At 54.0% G+C, this 14,305-nt stretch carries 12 protein-coding genes; 6 read left to right on the forward strand and 6 right to left on the reverse strand.

Going from position 1 to position 14,305, the window contains the following annotated elements; translation table 11 throughout:
• Positions 1 to 44: 44 nt before the first annotated feature.
• A complete protein-coding gene (gene fumA / locus A6U95_RS11270; protein ID WP_024484031.1) occupies positions 45 to 1,691 on the reverse strand; it encodes a class I fumarate hydratase FumA in 1,647 nt (548 codons plus the stop codon).
• Between the two features lie 367 nt (positions 1,692 to 2,058).
• On the opposite strand from fumA, the gene A6U95_RS11275 reads away from it, so the two are divergent.
• From A6U95_RS11275 to ruvX, 6 genes are all read left to right on the forward strand, one after another.
• Positions 2,059 to 2,559, forward strand: a complete 501-nt coding sequence (locus A6U95_RS11275) for a SprT family zinc-dependent metalloprotease (RefSeq protein WP_021806282.1) — start codon at positions 2,059 to 2,061, stop codon at positions 2,557 to 2,559.
• A gap of 114 nt (positions 2,560 to 2,673) precedes the next feature.
• Entirely contained in the window at positions 2,674 to 3,372 is a 699-nt protein-coding gene (gene endA, locus A6U95_RS11280) for a deoxyribonuclease I (RefSeq protein WP_065684550.1), read from the forward strand.
• Between the two features lie 68 nt (positions 3,373 to 3,440).
• Positions 3,441 to 4,172: a 16S rRNA (uracil(1498)-N(3))-methyltransferase gene (gene rsmE, locus A6U95_RS11285; protein WP_065684800.1), complete on the forward strand. Its 732-nt coding sequence runs from the start codon at positions 3,441 to 3,443 to the stop codon at positions 4,170 to 4,172.
• A 33-nt stretch (positions 4,173 to 4,205) separates the two neighbouring features.
• Entirely contained in the window at positions 4,206 to 5,156 is a 951-nt protein-coding gene (gshB, locus tag A6U95_RS11290; RefSeq protein ID WP_065684551.1) for a glutathione synthase, read from the forward strand.
• A 65-nt stretch (positions 5,157 to 5,221) separates the two neighbouring features.
• Positions 5,222 to 5,785 carry a YqgE/AlgH family protein gene (locus A6U95_RS11295; protein ID WP_065684552.1) on the forward strand — a complete coding sequence of 188 codons (564 nt, stop codon included), beginning with the start codon at positions 5,222 to 5,224 and terminating at the stop codon, positions 5,783 to 5,785.
• Positions 5,785 to 6,207: a Holliday junction resolvase RuvX gene (ruvX, locus tag A6U95_RS11300; protein ID WP_021179674.1), complete on the forward strand. Its 423-nt coding sequence runs from the start codon at positions 5,785 to 5,787 to the stop codon at positions 6,205 to 6,207. The genes A6U95_RS11295 and ruvX overlap by 1 nt, the downstream gene beginning before the upstream one ends.
• On the opposite strand, the gene A6U95_RS11305 is transcribed toward ruvX, so the two are convergent.
• The 5 genes from A6U95_RS11305 to A6U95_RS11325 all read right to left on the reverse strand — a co-directional run bounded on the left by A6U95_RS11305 (position 6,170) and on the right by A6U95_RS11325 (position 14,293).
• Positions 6,170 to 8,338, reverse strand: a complete 2,169-nt coding sequence (locus tag A6U95_RS11305) for a fimbria/pilus outer membrane usher protein (RefSeq protein WP_065684553.1) — start codon at positions 8,336 to 8,338, stop codon at positions 6,170 to 6,172. The two genes, ruvX and A6U95_RS11305, sit on opposite strands and share 38 nt — an antisense overlap.
• An 83-nt stretch (positions 8,339 to 8,421) precedes the next feature.
• Positions 8,422 to 8,865: a DUF1090 domain-containing protein gene (locus A6U95_RS11310; RefSeq protein WP_021806288.1), complete on the reverse strand. Its 444-nt coding sequence runs from the start codon at positions 8,863 to 8,865 to the stop codon at positions 8,422 to 8,424.
• A 122-nt stretch (positions 8,866 to 8,987) separates the two neighbouring features.
• Complete coding sequence (locus tag A6U95_RS11315; RefSeq protein ID WP_065684554.1) at positions 8,988 to 12,503, reverse strand: transporter substrate-binding domain-containing protein; 3,516 nt, start codon at positions 12,501 to 12,503, stop codon at positions 8,988 to 8,990.
• Positions 12,496 to 13,128 (reverse strand): response regulator transcription factor, encoded by a 633-nt coding sequence (locus tag A6U95_RS11320; protein ID WP_065684555.1) that lies wholly within the window; start codon positions 13,126 to 13,128, stop codon positions 12,496 to 12,498. Before A6U95_RS11320 ends, A6U95_RS11315 begins: the two co-directional genes overlap by 8 nt.
• Positions 13,129 to 13,300: 172 nt before the next feature.
• Positions 13,301 to 14,293 (reverse strand): type IV pilus twitching motility protein PilT, encoded by a 993-nt coding sequence (locus tag A6U95_RS11325; protein ID WP_065684556.1) that lies wholly within the window; start codon positions 14,291 to 14,293, stop codon positions 13,301 to 13,303.
• Positions 14,294 to 14,305: the final 12 nt, after the last annotated feature.

A 14,305-nucleotide genomic window follows, 5' to 3' on the forward strand; every position in this document is an offset into this window, starting at 1 on the left:
TACTCAAAGTACAAGCCGCCCACCAGGGGCGGCTATCAATCAGATTACTTCACACAGCGCGTGCATTGAGATTCCTGGATCTTCTGGAAGAAATCATTCCCTTTGTCGTCCACCAGAATAAAGGCCGGGAAATCTTCCACTTCGATTTTCCAGATAGCTTCCATACCCAATTCAGGATATTCCACACACTCCAGGCTCTTGATGCTCTGCTGTGCCAGCACCGCCGCCGGGCCACCAATGCTGCCAAGATAGAATCCGCCGTGCTTGTGGCAGGCATCCGTCACCTGCTGGCTGCGGTTACCTTTGGCCAGCATGATCATGCTGCCGCCGTGTGACTGCAACAGATCGACATAGGAGTCCATGCGCCCTGCCGTGGTTGGCCCCAGAGAACCTGAAGCATAGCCTTCTGGCGTTTTGGCCGGGCCCGCGTAGTAGATCGGGTGATCTTTAACGTACTGCGGTAAACCTTCGCCACGATCCAGACGCTCTTTCAGCTTGGCATGGGCAATATCACGCCCAACGATGATGGTGCCGCTCAGGGAAAGACGGGTAGACACCGGATACTGTGACAGCTGCTTGAGAATATCGGCCATCGGGCGGTTCAGGTCCACCTTGATCGCTTCCCCTTCACCCGCGCGGCGCAGTTCCTGTGGAATAAATTTACCTGGGTTATGCTCCAGTTTCTCCAGCCAGATCCCCTCACGGTTGATCTTGCCTTTGATATTACGGTCGGCGGAGCAGGAAACCCCCATCCCCACCGGGCAAGAAGCGCCGTGGCGTGGCAAACGCACTACGCGCACATCGTGGGCAAAGTATTTGCCGCCAAACTGTGCACCCAGGCCCAAATTCTGGGCTTCTTTCAGCAGTTCCTCTTCCAGTGCCACATCGCGGAACGCCTGGCCATGTTCGTTGCCTTCGGTTGGCAGCGCATCATAGTATTTGGTTGAAGCCAGCTTCACGGTCTTCAGCGTGGCTTCCGCCGAAGTGCCACCAATCACGAAGGCCACGTGGTACGGTGGGCAGGCCGCGGTGCCCAGAGTACGCATCTTGTCGACCAGATAGTCTTTCAGCTTACCTGGGGACAGCAGCGCCTTGGTTTCCTGATACAGATAGGTTTTGTTGGCCGAACCACCGCCCTTGGCGATACACAGGAATTTATACTCGTCACCATCTACGCTGTAGAGATCGATCTGCGCAGGCAGGTTGCTGCCGGTATTGACCTCCTGGTACATATCCAGCGCGGCGTTTTGCGAATAGCGCAGGTTGTCTTCGATAAAGGTGTTGTATACCCCACGCGACAGGGCTTCTTCGTCCCCACCACCGGTCCAGACGCGCTGGCCCTTTTTACCCATGATGATCGCCGTGCCGGTATCCTGGCAGGTTGGCAAAATACCCTTGGCGGCGATTTCTGAGTTACGCAAAAATTGCAGCGCAACGTACTTGTCGTTTTCACTGGCATCGGGGTCATTGAGGATATCCGCCACCTGCTGCTGGTGCGCAGGGCGCAACATGAACGAGGCGTCGTGGAAAGCGTGCTGGGCGAGCAGGGTCAGGGCTTGCGGGTCAACCTTGAGGACTTCCTGGCCGGCAAATTCGCCGACGGAAACGTGGTCACGGCTTAGCAGATAGTATTCGGTATCGTCTTTCTTCAGCGGGAACGGATCTTGATAATGGAACGGTTTATTCGACATTGATCTCTCACTTGCAACATCAGCTGCGTTAAATTCACACTTACCCAGCGTGCTCGGGGCGCGCTGCGTCAAAAAAACTCCCCACACCTTACGTATTTTTAGGTAGTCAGTTATTGCGCCAAATCGCAAAATAACCTGTATTAACGTAGGGACTTAACGCTGGCGATGTTTTTCTGACCTCATCCGGTGAGAACTGCGGGTACAGACTCATCATGCACGGATTATTATCCCGCAGTTAACACAATGATTACAATCGAAGTGAGTCGATCGGCTTATCATTGTGGGAAAATAGCTGCGCCCATCTAGAAACGATTTCCTTACTGCTCCCGTTGCCAGCCGCCGCATCATTGCTTAAGCTAGCGCCATTATGAACAGAGTAAGAATCCCCATTGCGCTGCAACAGGCGGTAATGCGCTGCCTGCGAGACAAATTGCAGCTGGCGCGGCAGCATTTTGCCGTCGAGTTCCCAGAGCCCAAGATCCTGTATCAGCAACGCGGCACCAGCGCGGGCACCGCCTGGCTGCAAGCCTGGGAAATCCGCCTCAACCCAGTGCTGCTGATGGAAAACCAACAGCCGTTTATCGACGAAGTGGTCCCCCATGAGTTGGCTCACCTGCTGGTGTTCCGCCAGTTTGGCCGCGTGCCGCCGCATGGCCGGGAATGGCGCTGGATGATGGAAAACGTATTGCAGGTTCCCGCCAGCCGTACCCACCAGTTTGAGACCCGCTCGGTACAGAGCAAAACCTTTCCCTACCGCTGCGATTGCCAGCAGCATCAGTTGACCCTGCGCCGCCATAATCGGGTGATGCGCGGCGAGAGCGAATACCGCTGCCGCCAGTGCGGTGAAAAGCTGACATTTTCCGGTTAACCAAAGCCGTTAACAATAATATTTATAAGTTAAAACAATCTATTATCTCTATTTGCACCTGTCGGTGACTTCCGTTACCCTGCCTGCCTTTCCAATTTTGAGCTGTTTTGGAATATGCATCGCAAAATTTTATTTTTAGTCGTATTGATGGCCTCCAGCGGCACGCTAGCCAAGGGGATTAATAACTTTACCCAGGCCAAGGCTGCTGCCGCCAAAATCAACCAGGACGCCCCAGGCAGCTTTTATTGTGGCTGCAAGATCGACTGGCAAGGTAAGAAAGGCATTCCCGATCTCGCTAGCTGCGGCTATCAGGTCCGTAAAAATGCCCAACGCGCCGGGCGTATCGAGTGGGAACATGTGGTTCCGGCCTGGCAGTTCGGCCATCAGTTGCAGTGCTGGCAACAGGGTGGGCGTAAAAACTGCAACAAGGATCCGGTTTATCGCCAGATAGAGATCGATCTGCACAACCTGCAACCCGCCATCGGTGAAGTCAATGGTGATCGTAATAACTTTATGTACAGCCAGTGGCGGGGTGGCGAAGGGCAATATGGACAGTGCCAAATGAAGGTGGACTTCAAAAACAAGCAAGCCGAGCCACCTGCCCGTGCGCGAGGTGCCATCGCACGCACCTACTTCTACATGCGCGATCGCTACCAGTTGCCGCTTTCACGCCAGCAAACCCAACTGTTTGAAGCCTGGAACCGCCTATATCCGGTCAGCGCCTGGGAATGTCAACGTGAAGCACGCATCGCCATAGTACAAGGGAATCACAACCCTTATATTCAACAAGCTTGTCAGCAGCAAAAAGGCTGACCTACTATAGTGCTTTCGCGCTGCCCATCGGCAGCGCCGTTTCATTGAGCCAGGATCTGACAATCATTATGCGTAAACCCCGCATTTACCATCCAGAGCCCTTGAGCGCGAGTGCAGAAATTGCATTGAGCGAGGATGCCGCCAATCATGTCGGCCGCGTGCTGCGGATGAGCGCCGGGCAGGCACTGCAACTGTTCGATGGCAGCAACCAGGTGTTTGAGGCAGAAATCACCCGGGTGGATAAAAAGAACGTGCTGGTTCAGATCAACGCCGGGCAACTGGAAGATCGCGAATCACCACTCAACTTACATCTTGGCCAGGTGATCTCCCGTGGCGAAAAGATGGAATTCACCATCCAGAAATCCATTGAGTTGGGGGTGAACGTGATCACTCCGCTATTTTCCGAGCGCTGCGGCGTTAAACTCGACGGTGAGCGCCTGGAGAAAAAGCTCCAGCAGTGGCAAAAAATCGCCATCGCGGCCTGCGAGCAATGCGGCCGCAACCGCATTCCGGAAATCCGCCCAGCGATGACTCTGGAACACTGGTGCGCCGAGCAGGACGATAGCCTCAAGCTGAACCTGCATCCACGCGCCAGCCAAAGCATCAATACCTTGCCGTTGCCGGTAATGAGCGTACGTCTGCTCATTGGGCCGGAGGGCGGATTATCCGCCGAAGAAATTGCCATGACCACAGACTATGGATTTACTGATATCCTGCTGGGGCCACGCGTTTTGCGTACAGAAACCACCGCGCTCACCGCAATTACCGCTTTGCAGGTCCGTTTCGGCGACCTGGGCTAAGGACCTGTCTTCACAGGTTCGTAAGGAGAAGAGATGATCAAGCTCGGCATCGTGATGGACCCTATCGCATCCATCAATATCAAAAAAGACACCAGCTTTGCCATGCTGCTCGAAGCGCAGCGCCGCGGCTGGGAACTGCATTATATGGAGATGAACGATCTCTATCTGCATGCCGGTGATGGCCGTGCCCGCACGCGCCTGCTGAACGTGAAAGAAGACAAAGCGAGCTGGTTCAGCTTTGGCAGCGAGCAGGACCTGGCGTTACAGGATCTGGACGTGATCCTGATGCGCAAAGATCCGCCGTTCGACACTGAATACATCTATGCGACCTACATCCTGGAACGGGCCGAAGTGAAAGGCACGCTGATGGTCAACAAGCCACAGAGCCTGCGTGACTGTAATGAAAAGCTGTTCACCGCCTGGTTTCCGGAACTGACGCCAGACACCTTGGTCAGCCGCAGCGCTGCTCATATCCGCAAATTCCACCAGCAGCACGGCGACATCATCCTCAAGCCGTTGGATGGCATGGGCGGAGCCTCGATCTTCCGCGTGAAGCAGGACGACCCCAACCTGTCGGTGATTATCGAAACCCTGACCGAGCACGGTAGCCGCTTCTGCATGGCGCAAAACTTCCTGCCAGCCATCAAGGATGGGGACAAACGCATTCTGGTGGTGGATGGCGAACCGGTGCCTTACTGCCTGGCGCGTATCCCTGCCCAGGGCGAAACCCGTGGTAACCTGGCCGCCGGTGGCCGTGGTGAAGCGCGCCCGCTGAGCGAAAGCGACTGGAAAATAGCCCGCGCGGTTGCTCCAACGCTAAAAGAGAAAGGGCTGATCTTTGTTGGCCTGGACGTGATCGGCGATCGCCTTACCGAGATCAACGTCACCAGCCCAACCTGCGCCCGTGAGATCGAAGCCGCATTCCCGGTTTCCGTCACCAGCATGCTGATGGACGCCATTGAAAAACGTCTGGCCGCGAAGTAGGCCGACGACGCGCCCTCTCTCATTGGGAGAGGGCATGCATTTTACTTCCGAATTGAATTAACGCCATGAATTTACAGCACCATTTCCTGATTGCCATGCCCGCAATGCAAGATCCGCGCTTCAAACGTTCGGTGATATACGTTTGCGAACATAATGACGACGGAGCCATGGGATTAGTGATCAACAAGCCCGTGGAACATTTCACCGTGGAGACGGTGCTGGATAAACTCGACATCAAGCCTTCACCGCGCGATCCGGCGATCAGCCTGGATAAGCCGGTGTTTGCTGGCGGCCCACTGGCTGACGATCGCGGCTTTATTCTGCATACCCCACGCAAAGGCTTTGGTTCCAGCATTCAAATCTCACTGGCCACCATGATCACCACCTCAAAAGACGTGCTGGAAACGCTTGGCACGCCAGATCAACCCGCCGATGTGCTGGTGGCGCTTGGCTATGCGGGCTGGGAAAAGGGCCAGTTGGAACAAGAGCTACTGGAGAATGCCTGGCTGACGACCGAGGCTGACACCGACATTCTGTTCCACACGCCGATCGCCAACCGCTGGCGCGAAGCAGCCAACCGCCTTGGCATCGATATTCGCAGCATTGCCAGCCACGCAGGACACGCCTGATGACTAACCGCACCATTATCGCCTTCGACTTCGGCACCAAAAGCATCGGCGCGGCTATCGGCCAGGAAATTACCGGCACCGCTCGGGCGCTGGCGGCCTTTAAAGCTCAGGACGGTGTTCCTGACTGGCAGAAGATCGAACGCCTGCTGAAAGAATGGCAGCCAGACCTGGTGGTGGTTGGCTTACCGTTGAATATGGATGGCACCGAGCAGCCACTGACCGAACGAGCGCGTAAATTTGCCAACCGGCTGCATGGCCGCTTTGGCGTGCAGATTGCCCTGCATGATGAGCGCCTGAGCACCGTTGAGGCACGGGCCAATCTGTTTGACCATGGGGGATTCCGCGCATTGGATAAAGGCAGCGTTGATTCTGCCTCCGCCGTGGTTATTCTGGAGAGCTGGTTTGAGCAGCATCCAGGCTGATTTTCCGTGCCGGAGCAAAGCGGCTGAACATGATCGCACCGGCGGTAGGCACCACTTCCTGATCAGATTCAGGCAATTCAAGCGTATCCGGTAGTTCGAGGCTGTCCAGCGTCAGACTGTTGATACGGTACGGCGTCAGATTGCCTATCAGCGCATAGCCCCGCCAGTCGGTGGTGACGCCATACTGATTATCGATGCCGATCCCCGGCGTCCCAGGCACGCTGACGATAGCCACGGTTTCGCCTAACGTCTGCCCAAGCGTGAGGCCTTCCTGATGCGCCATCAGGCTGCCAGCAAGCTCCAGATTCTGCTGGCGATAGCCTGCCCCTTGCGAATGACCTACCCGCAGGTCACCTGCGTTATATTGATAATTGGCGCTCAGATCCTGGCTGCTGCCATTGCGTTGGCTCTGACTAGTGCTGGCATTGTAGCTCAGGCTATAGTCATCAAGCAGCGTACCGCTGACGCCTATCCGCCGGCTGTCGGTCCGATCGTTAGCCAACGTATGATCGTAGTTCAGTTTCATACGTGGTGCGCCGAGCGCGTTCAACGGCAGCGAGACAGAGAGCCCCAACTGTGCCTGTTCTTTGCCATACGAGGGGCGGTTATATTCCGCATACAGCGCAACGTCTACCTTACCCAGGCTGGCGCTGAAGCCCATCTCGACGCTGGTTTCGCCTCTTTGATTACCCCGCGTGGCCTCTCGAGCCAACGTCAGGTAAAGGCTGTCTGAATCGGACAGATACTGGTTATAGCGCGCTTCCAGGCGATACTTTTTTTCCTCGTCAAAGTCACCGACAAAAATGCCGTCTTCCCAGTCCCACCAATAGGTGCTCTGCTGATCTATCGCCGTGCCAAACGTGCGATAGCGCTGCCGCGGATAATATTGCGCCATCAGGCTGAGGGAAGACTCCCAGGCAGGGAAAGCCTTGGCGTAACGCATACGCGCCATGCCGCCGGTGTCCGGCGCTGAACGCCTTGGCTGACGGGCAGATGAAAACGTGTAATCCGCCGAAATCGCTCCCCAGTGGTTAAGACTCTTGCCAATCCCGACCGCCACGCTGCGATAAATATCTGCCCCCTGGAAACCACCATACAGCGTAACCTTTCCTGGGAGCCCATAACTGAGCGAGGCCTGGGCAAAGCCTGGCTGCTCCTCCTCCATGCCGTAATAGGGTTGGTATTTACCCACCGAGGCGTCATAGCGCCACTGGCCGGCGTAAACCAGGTTGGGCATGGAGGAGTAGGGGATTTTTCGTTCGGTTTCGGTACTGTCGCTTTCGCGTATCGTGACGGTAAGATCCCCCTCAAGCGCGGGCGGATAGACATCTTTCAACACGAATGCTCCCGGGGAAACAAACGTCTGATAGATGACTTCACCGTTCTGGCGCACCCTCACCTCCGCATTACTCCGTGCGAAGCCGCGTATCCAGGGGGAAAACTGCCGCAGGCCATCCGGTAGCATTCGGCTATCCGATACCAGGCTGATGCCACGGAATCGGACGTTGTCGAATAAAACTGATGGCGTCACGCTGTCACCCAAGGTCAACGTAGCGCGCCAGGCTTTGAGATCCCGATAGGCTAGCGCCCTTTCGGTGTGCCAGGTCGGGTTGCCCCAGATCTCTTTCTGATAGACAGGCTGATAACGCAGCCGCCAAGGGCCCACGTTTACCCCGGTGGTAATATCGGCATACAGGCTGTCGTGCCGCTGCGTATCGCGATAGTTTTCGCCCGCATAATGGCCGTAATTGAACTGATAGTTAACAAATGCCGCATTGATGCCGTCATCCCAGCGGCCTGCCAGCTTGCTGTCACTCAGCATGCTGGCCGGGATATCTACCGTCAGCAATTGTGCTATCGGCTCATAGAAAACCCCAATTTTTCGGGCACTCAATACGCCGGGCAGAATACAACCTTCAGAGGTCGTTTCCATCACTATCACGGCATCACGTATCCCCCACTCACGTAGCAATGAGGCATCAATACACGGCTGCTCATCCAGCCCCAGGTTAACGGCCACCTCACCCTTAAAGTTATCGTTAATAATGAGATAGACGTTATTTATTTCAGCCCTGGCACCGTTAACCAACAGGCCTAACGACATAATGGCAATATGAAAAGTGGGTTTCATTCGTTCCCTGAGTGCTAACCACAATATTTATCCAACACAAAAAGAGGCGCATCTGCGCCCCTTAATTACCAAATCATGACTGCTTATTTCTGTGCAGCGGCCAGTTCAGCACGAGCCTGCTTCAGCTCCTGTTTGATTTCTTTTACGTCAGCCTGCTTTTCTTGCAGTTTTTTCTGGTACTTGGCCACTTTCTTGGCGTCACCTTTAGCCTGAGCTTCGCGCAGGTCGGCTTTAATTTCCTGGACGTCTTGCTGCTTGTCGGCCAGTTTCTGTTCCAGCTTGGTAACTTTCTTCTGCGCGTCCTGCAGCACGCTGCCGTTGGTGCAATGGGCATTAACTTCGCTCAGAGCACGCTTCAGACCCGCTACGCGGTTGTAGTTACCGTACTTCTCAGCCTGCTGGATCTGATATTCGATCGCAGCACGCTTGGCGTTACAGTCGTAAGCCGCATTAGCCATGGTAGAGAAGCTCGCGCCCAGAACCAGAACCAGTGGCAGAATCGCTAATTTAGTGGTGTTTTTCATCATTTAATCCTTAAACGTTATTACACTTGAGGAGCCCCAAAGCCCCCCTTCCTGTGCAACAAAGAATAAAATGATCGTGCTTACCTTAATATCCACAGAAGCCTTAATCACTCTGTAGGAAGGGACTATTCTCCTGTAGTCCGTTGTAGCCTACTTAAGGTGCTGAGCAGCCGTTGCGCTTCCCCCTGCACCGCCGTTGCGGTTGCCTGAACGGGGTTGTCATGCAATGACTGACAAGCTTGATTCAATTTTTCAGCATTCACCAACCGGGCCGCACCGGCCAATTTATGAGCCAACGCCCGTATGCTTATCAGGTCCATCGGTTGTTGCTTCATGTCCATGGCAAGTTGCGTGCAGTCTTCCTGTAAACAATCCAGCAACGTTTGGATGAACTCTTGCAATACCTTTGGCTGGCGCAATTCCGCTGGCAAATCTTCCACGACAAACGCAGGTTCCTCTTCACTGCGTCCCGCATCAGTCAGTGGCAGCGTAGACAATTTCATTTTTAATATGCTCAGGTTAACCGGCTTGAACAGGCAGTCATCCATTCCCGCCTGCAGACATGCCTCCCGTGCACTTTCTTGCGCATTGGCCGTCAGCCCCCAGATCACCGTAGGAACGGACTGCTGTTCACGCTCGAGGTGCCTGATTTGGCGGCTCAGGCTGTAACCATCGCGTTCAGGCATCTGGCAGTCGGTGATAATCAGGTTGAAGCTCTCCTGCTCCAACAACTGCAGCGCCTGCTCCCCATCCCCCACCGCACTAGGCTGATGGCCTAGAAACTGCAACTGTTGGGTCAATAACATTCTGCCCGCTGGATGATCTTCAACGATCAGTACCCGCAGTTGGGATGGTGCCATCGGGGCTGGTTCCTCCAGAGGTGTTTGAGGGGGGAATTTCAGCAATCTCGGCACCGAAAGCAGCACGGTGACGTCGCTGCCAATCCCAACCTCACTGTTCAATGCGATGGTTCCCCCCATCATCTCCACCAGCTTGCGGCAAATATACAGCCCAAGCCCTGTCCCGCCAGCCTCTCCATTGCCCTGAGTAAAGGGTTGGAAAAGACGCTCTTGAGTGGCTGCATCAATCCCCTTGCCAGTATCAGAAACACGTAGCCGCAGATCAGCTCGTTCTTCACTAATCTGATCGACCGCGACACTGAGTGTGACCTGTCCCTGCTCGGTAAACTTGATGGCATTACTCACCAGATTGGATAGCACCTGCTTGAAACGCATGGGATCAACTAACACATCGCCGGTGATCTCCGCGTCAATATCCAACCTGAACGCTAACCCTTTTTGGCGTGCCACACCGTCAAATAACATCGCCACGGCTTCAATCAGGCGACGGATATCTGCACGCTGTGGATGCAGGATCAGACGGTCCGCCTCAATGCGTGAGATATCAAGAATGTCACCAATCAAGGCCAGCAGAGAATGGGCGGACTCATGTGCAACGCTCAGCAGTTCTCGATCTAAAGCTTCCTCCCGCTGCGGGCGGTTCAGCAACAGTTCCAACATGCCGATAATGGCATTGAGCGGAGTGCGGATCTCATGGCTCATGGTGGCCAGGAAGGTGGTTTTAGCCCGGTTGGCACTGTCAGCACGCTCCTTCGCCTGCTGTAACTGAGCAATCAGGCGATCGCGTTCGGTCACATCGAACCACCCGCCAATTTTTCCTTCAGCACGCTGATCTTCAGTAATCAGCAATTGGCCCCACTGCTGCAAAATGCGCGACTGGCCCCCAAACTGCATAACAGATAAAACCGGTTCCTGCTCACCGCCCCGGCCAATATCCAACGCAACAGGTAACTGCAGTGAGTAGTTCTCCAGTGAGCTACCGATCACCGTCTCTGCTGGAACATTGATGGCATTAAAAAACGGCGTATTCGCCATCACTATCTGGTCTTTCAGATTAGTGATGTAAATCGGCAAGGGCACGCTATCGATGACCGCCTGGCAACGCTGCACCAGGCGGCGATTATTGCGCAACCGGCTGATAACCAAGACTATCACCAGCATTGCCAGCAACAGAACGATCAGTAACCACGCTGTGGAATAACAGTGGGCAAGCAATTTTCCATCACCCGGGGTCCCTTCAAGCAGATAGGTATTGTTATACCAATTGCTGGTCATCGCATGGATATCCTCTGGGGGGATATTCAGCAATGCCTTGTCGAGGATAGTTGCCAGGGGATACTCATTGCCAGAGACACCAATCACAAAACGCGCCGGTTCAATATCCAGAGCACTCAGAATACTTAACCCCGAGGAGGGCTCCCGAGCCAGGAAGTAATCGGCGCTAATCATCGGCAACACGAGTGCTTCTGCCTTTCCCGCTTTTAGCGCCTCAATACCGGCTTGGGGTGAAGGCACGGTAATGATCCGGCTATCGGGGTACTGTTCCCGCAAAAGAACCTGCAGAGGGTGCCCTGCCACCAGAGCAATCAACTGCGGAGGATCATGGCTAATCTGATCCTGGATCCCCAGCAATACCCAAGAGTTGAATAAATAAGATCGAGTCGTCAGCAACCCGTTAGGCCAGATTGCATCTAACGTCACGCCAGCGACAATGTCCGCCCTGCCGGTTTTCACCGCATCCAGGGAGTCTTGCAGTGATTGCGCGCGGATGATGTCAAACTTGAGCCCTATACGGCTAGAGATAGCCTCCATCACATCGGCTGTCAGACCGCGGAACTCCCCCTGAACGTCGAAGAAGCCCAGAGGGGCAAAATCGCCATTAACGGCCAAGCGCACCCTGGGATGTTCTTCCACCCACTTTCTTTCCAGTGAGGTCAGCAGCAGGTGTTCATCGCTTTGTGACATGGGGATCCCGCCATTCCAGCGGCTCTGGATCTCTGCATGGGTGCTTTCCGGAATGCTCGCTAAAACAGCGTTCAGTATTCGCTGTAAACGCACATTCCCGCTGGCCATGCCAAAGGAGAAACCTTTGATGTCCTGCTGTGGCAGCAATTGCAAACGCAGATTGTTCAGGTTGCCCTGATTGATTAAATAGCGAGCCACCGTGGCATCACCAATAAAAGCGTCCAGCTTCTTGAACGACAACGCCTCCAGCGCCCGACGCGGTATGTCAAAAACCTGATAATCCGCCGGAAAGCTTGCTACCAAGCTCTGATTACCACTGTATAGGCGTTCGATAGCAATGCGCTTGGGGGGATTCTGTTGCAGCAGACTGTCGGTGCGCACCACCAATGCCGGTGAGGCAGAGACATAAGGCGTAGAAAGCAGCATGTTGGGATCGGCTACGTTTTTTGCAGCGACATTGCCGATCAGATCGACTTCTCCCTTATCCAGACTACGCCGCAGGGCTGAGGCATCTTCGTAGTAACGCACCTTTATCTGTACGTTAAGGTTATAGCCGATGATCCCCAGGTAATCAGCATTGATACCCCCATAATCCCGGGTGCCACTGATGATATCAAAAGGAGAATAATTGGGGGCCGCAATGCCGAAAACCAGCACACGTTTACGGCGCAACCATTGCCAATCATCACTGGTTAGCTCGGGTTCGGATAATTGAACCTGGCTACGGCTAAGCAAATTAGTTTCACGAAATTCTGGAACTTCCCCAGCGGAAACACCAAAGCAAAAAAACAAAAGTATCAAAAGGAATTTATTCATCGTCAGGTCGTTCGCTCTGATGATGAAAAAAAGCCACTAAATCTTCTGTACTGCTAACTTTTAGTTTTTCCATCAGACGTGTCTTATAAGTGCTGATGGTTTTATTACTCAAAATCAGACGATCGGCTATTTCCTTATTGCTAAGGCCCTCTGAAAAATACCGTAACACGGTCAGTTCACGATCGGAAAGATTCGTAAGATTATTCTTGCTTTTTTGCGGTGCGTTTAGCAAAGGCATCAGAGTAATCTGTGGAAAACAGGCATAGCCTTGCAGCACCAACTGGCACAATGGAGCCAATTGGCTGATATCCTGATCCTTGTTGAAAAAGCCGCTAGCTCCGGCACGCAACGCTCTTTCTGCGTAGCTCCCCGTGGGCAGGCTGGTATAGACCACTACTTTAATAGCGCTGTCTACCTGGCGAATATGCTGTAGGATCTGCAGCCCATCCATTTTGTTCAGCATGATATCAAGGATTACCAGCTTAGGCGTATTTTCCCTTATTTGCGCCATGGCATCCAGACCGTTAGTTGCGGTAAAGATCGAGTCATTACCTAATGAAGATAAAATTGCTTTCACAGCGAAACAAATTGCAGGGTGATCGTCAACAATCAGCCAGGAACTCATAAGAATATCCTTATCCTAATACTAATCCTAAAAATAACAGCGCAAAGATAGCTGCTTAATAGTGCAACGGGGTTCGCACTTAAGTTACCAATATACTTCGCTCTCGCACACAACCTCTGTGCTATTGATTGCAATTAAAAATAAGGGGGAGAATAGTTAATTGATTGTGGCATTATAATATTCCCTGCGCAACACGCTGTTGCAAGCCCTGTTCAAAAGTTTGCATGCCTGACTGCGCACCGGTTTGCAATACGCTGACCAACTGATGAGTTTTCCCTTCGCGGATCATGCTGCTCACCGCCGCCGTGGCCGTGAGGATCTCGTAAATGGCAACACGCCCTCCCCCGGGCTTGCTCAGCAGCTTTTGCGCGATCACCGCCTGCAGGCTACTGGCCAACTGAGCCCGAACATAGGCTTTCTCTTCCGCCGGGAAAATATCCACCAGCCGTTCCACCGCCTGTGGCGCGCTGCGGGTATGCAAGGTAGCCAAGACTAAATGGCCGGTTTCTGCCGCGGTCAACGCCAGCCGAACGGTGGTGGTATCACGCAGTTCCCCCAGCAGGATCACGTCTGGATCCTCACGCAGTGCGGCCCGCAACGCATCGTCAAAACTGTGGGTATCCCGCCCTAACTCGCGCTGCTGAATCAGGGAACGCTGGCTACGATGGATAAACTCGATCGGATCTTCCAGCGTGAGGATATGGCGGCGCTGATGCCGATTAATAAAGTCGATCATCGCCGCCAACGTGGTCGACTTGCCACTGCCGGTAGCGCCGGTGACGAGTATCAAGCCATCTTCGCGCTGCAGCAGCGCCGGAATAATTTCCGGGGTGGTCAGTTCGGCCAACGTGGGGCACTGGCTGGCGATCCTGCGTAACGCCACGGAGACCCCGGTATTCTGCAAAAAGAAATTGGCACGCAGCCGGGTGCCACCAGCAAGGGCTAACGCCAGATCGAGCTGCCCCACCTGCTGGAGTTGCTGCCACATCGTCTTCGACAACTGCGCTTGGCACCATGCCTCCATCTGCTGTTGGGTAAGGATTTCCCCACTTTCCACGGCCTGGAGTTCACCATCGATACGTAACATTGGCAGATGGCCGGTACAAAGGTGCAGATCGGAGGCATTATGCTTTACACTAAGAGCCACAAATTCATCGATATCCATATCAATCTCCCG

This window comes from Serratia sp. 14-2641 (genome assembly GCF_001692375.1).
Taxonomy (GTDB): Bacteria; Pseudomonadota; Gammaproteobacteria; order Enterobacterales; family Enterobacteriaceae; genus Chania; species Chania fonticola_C.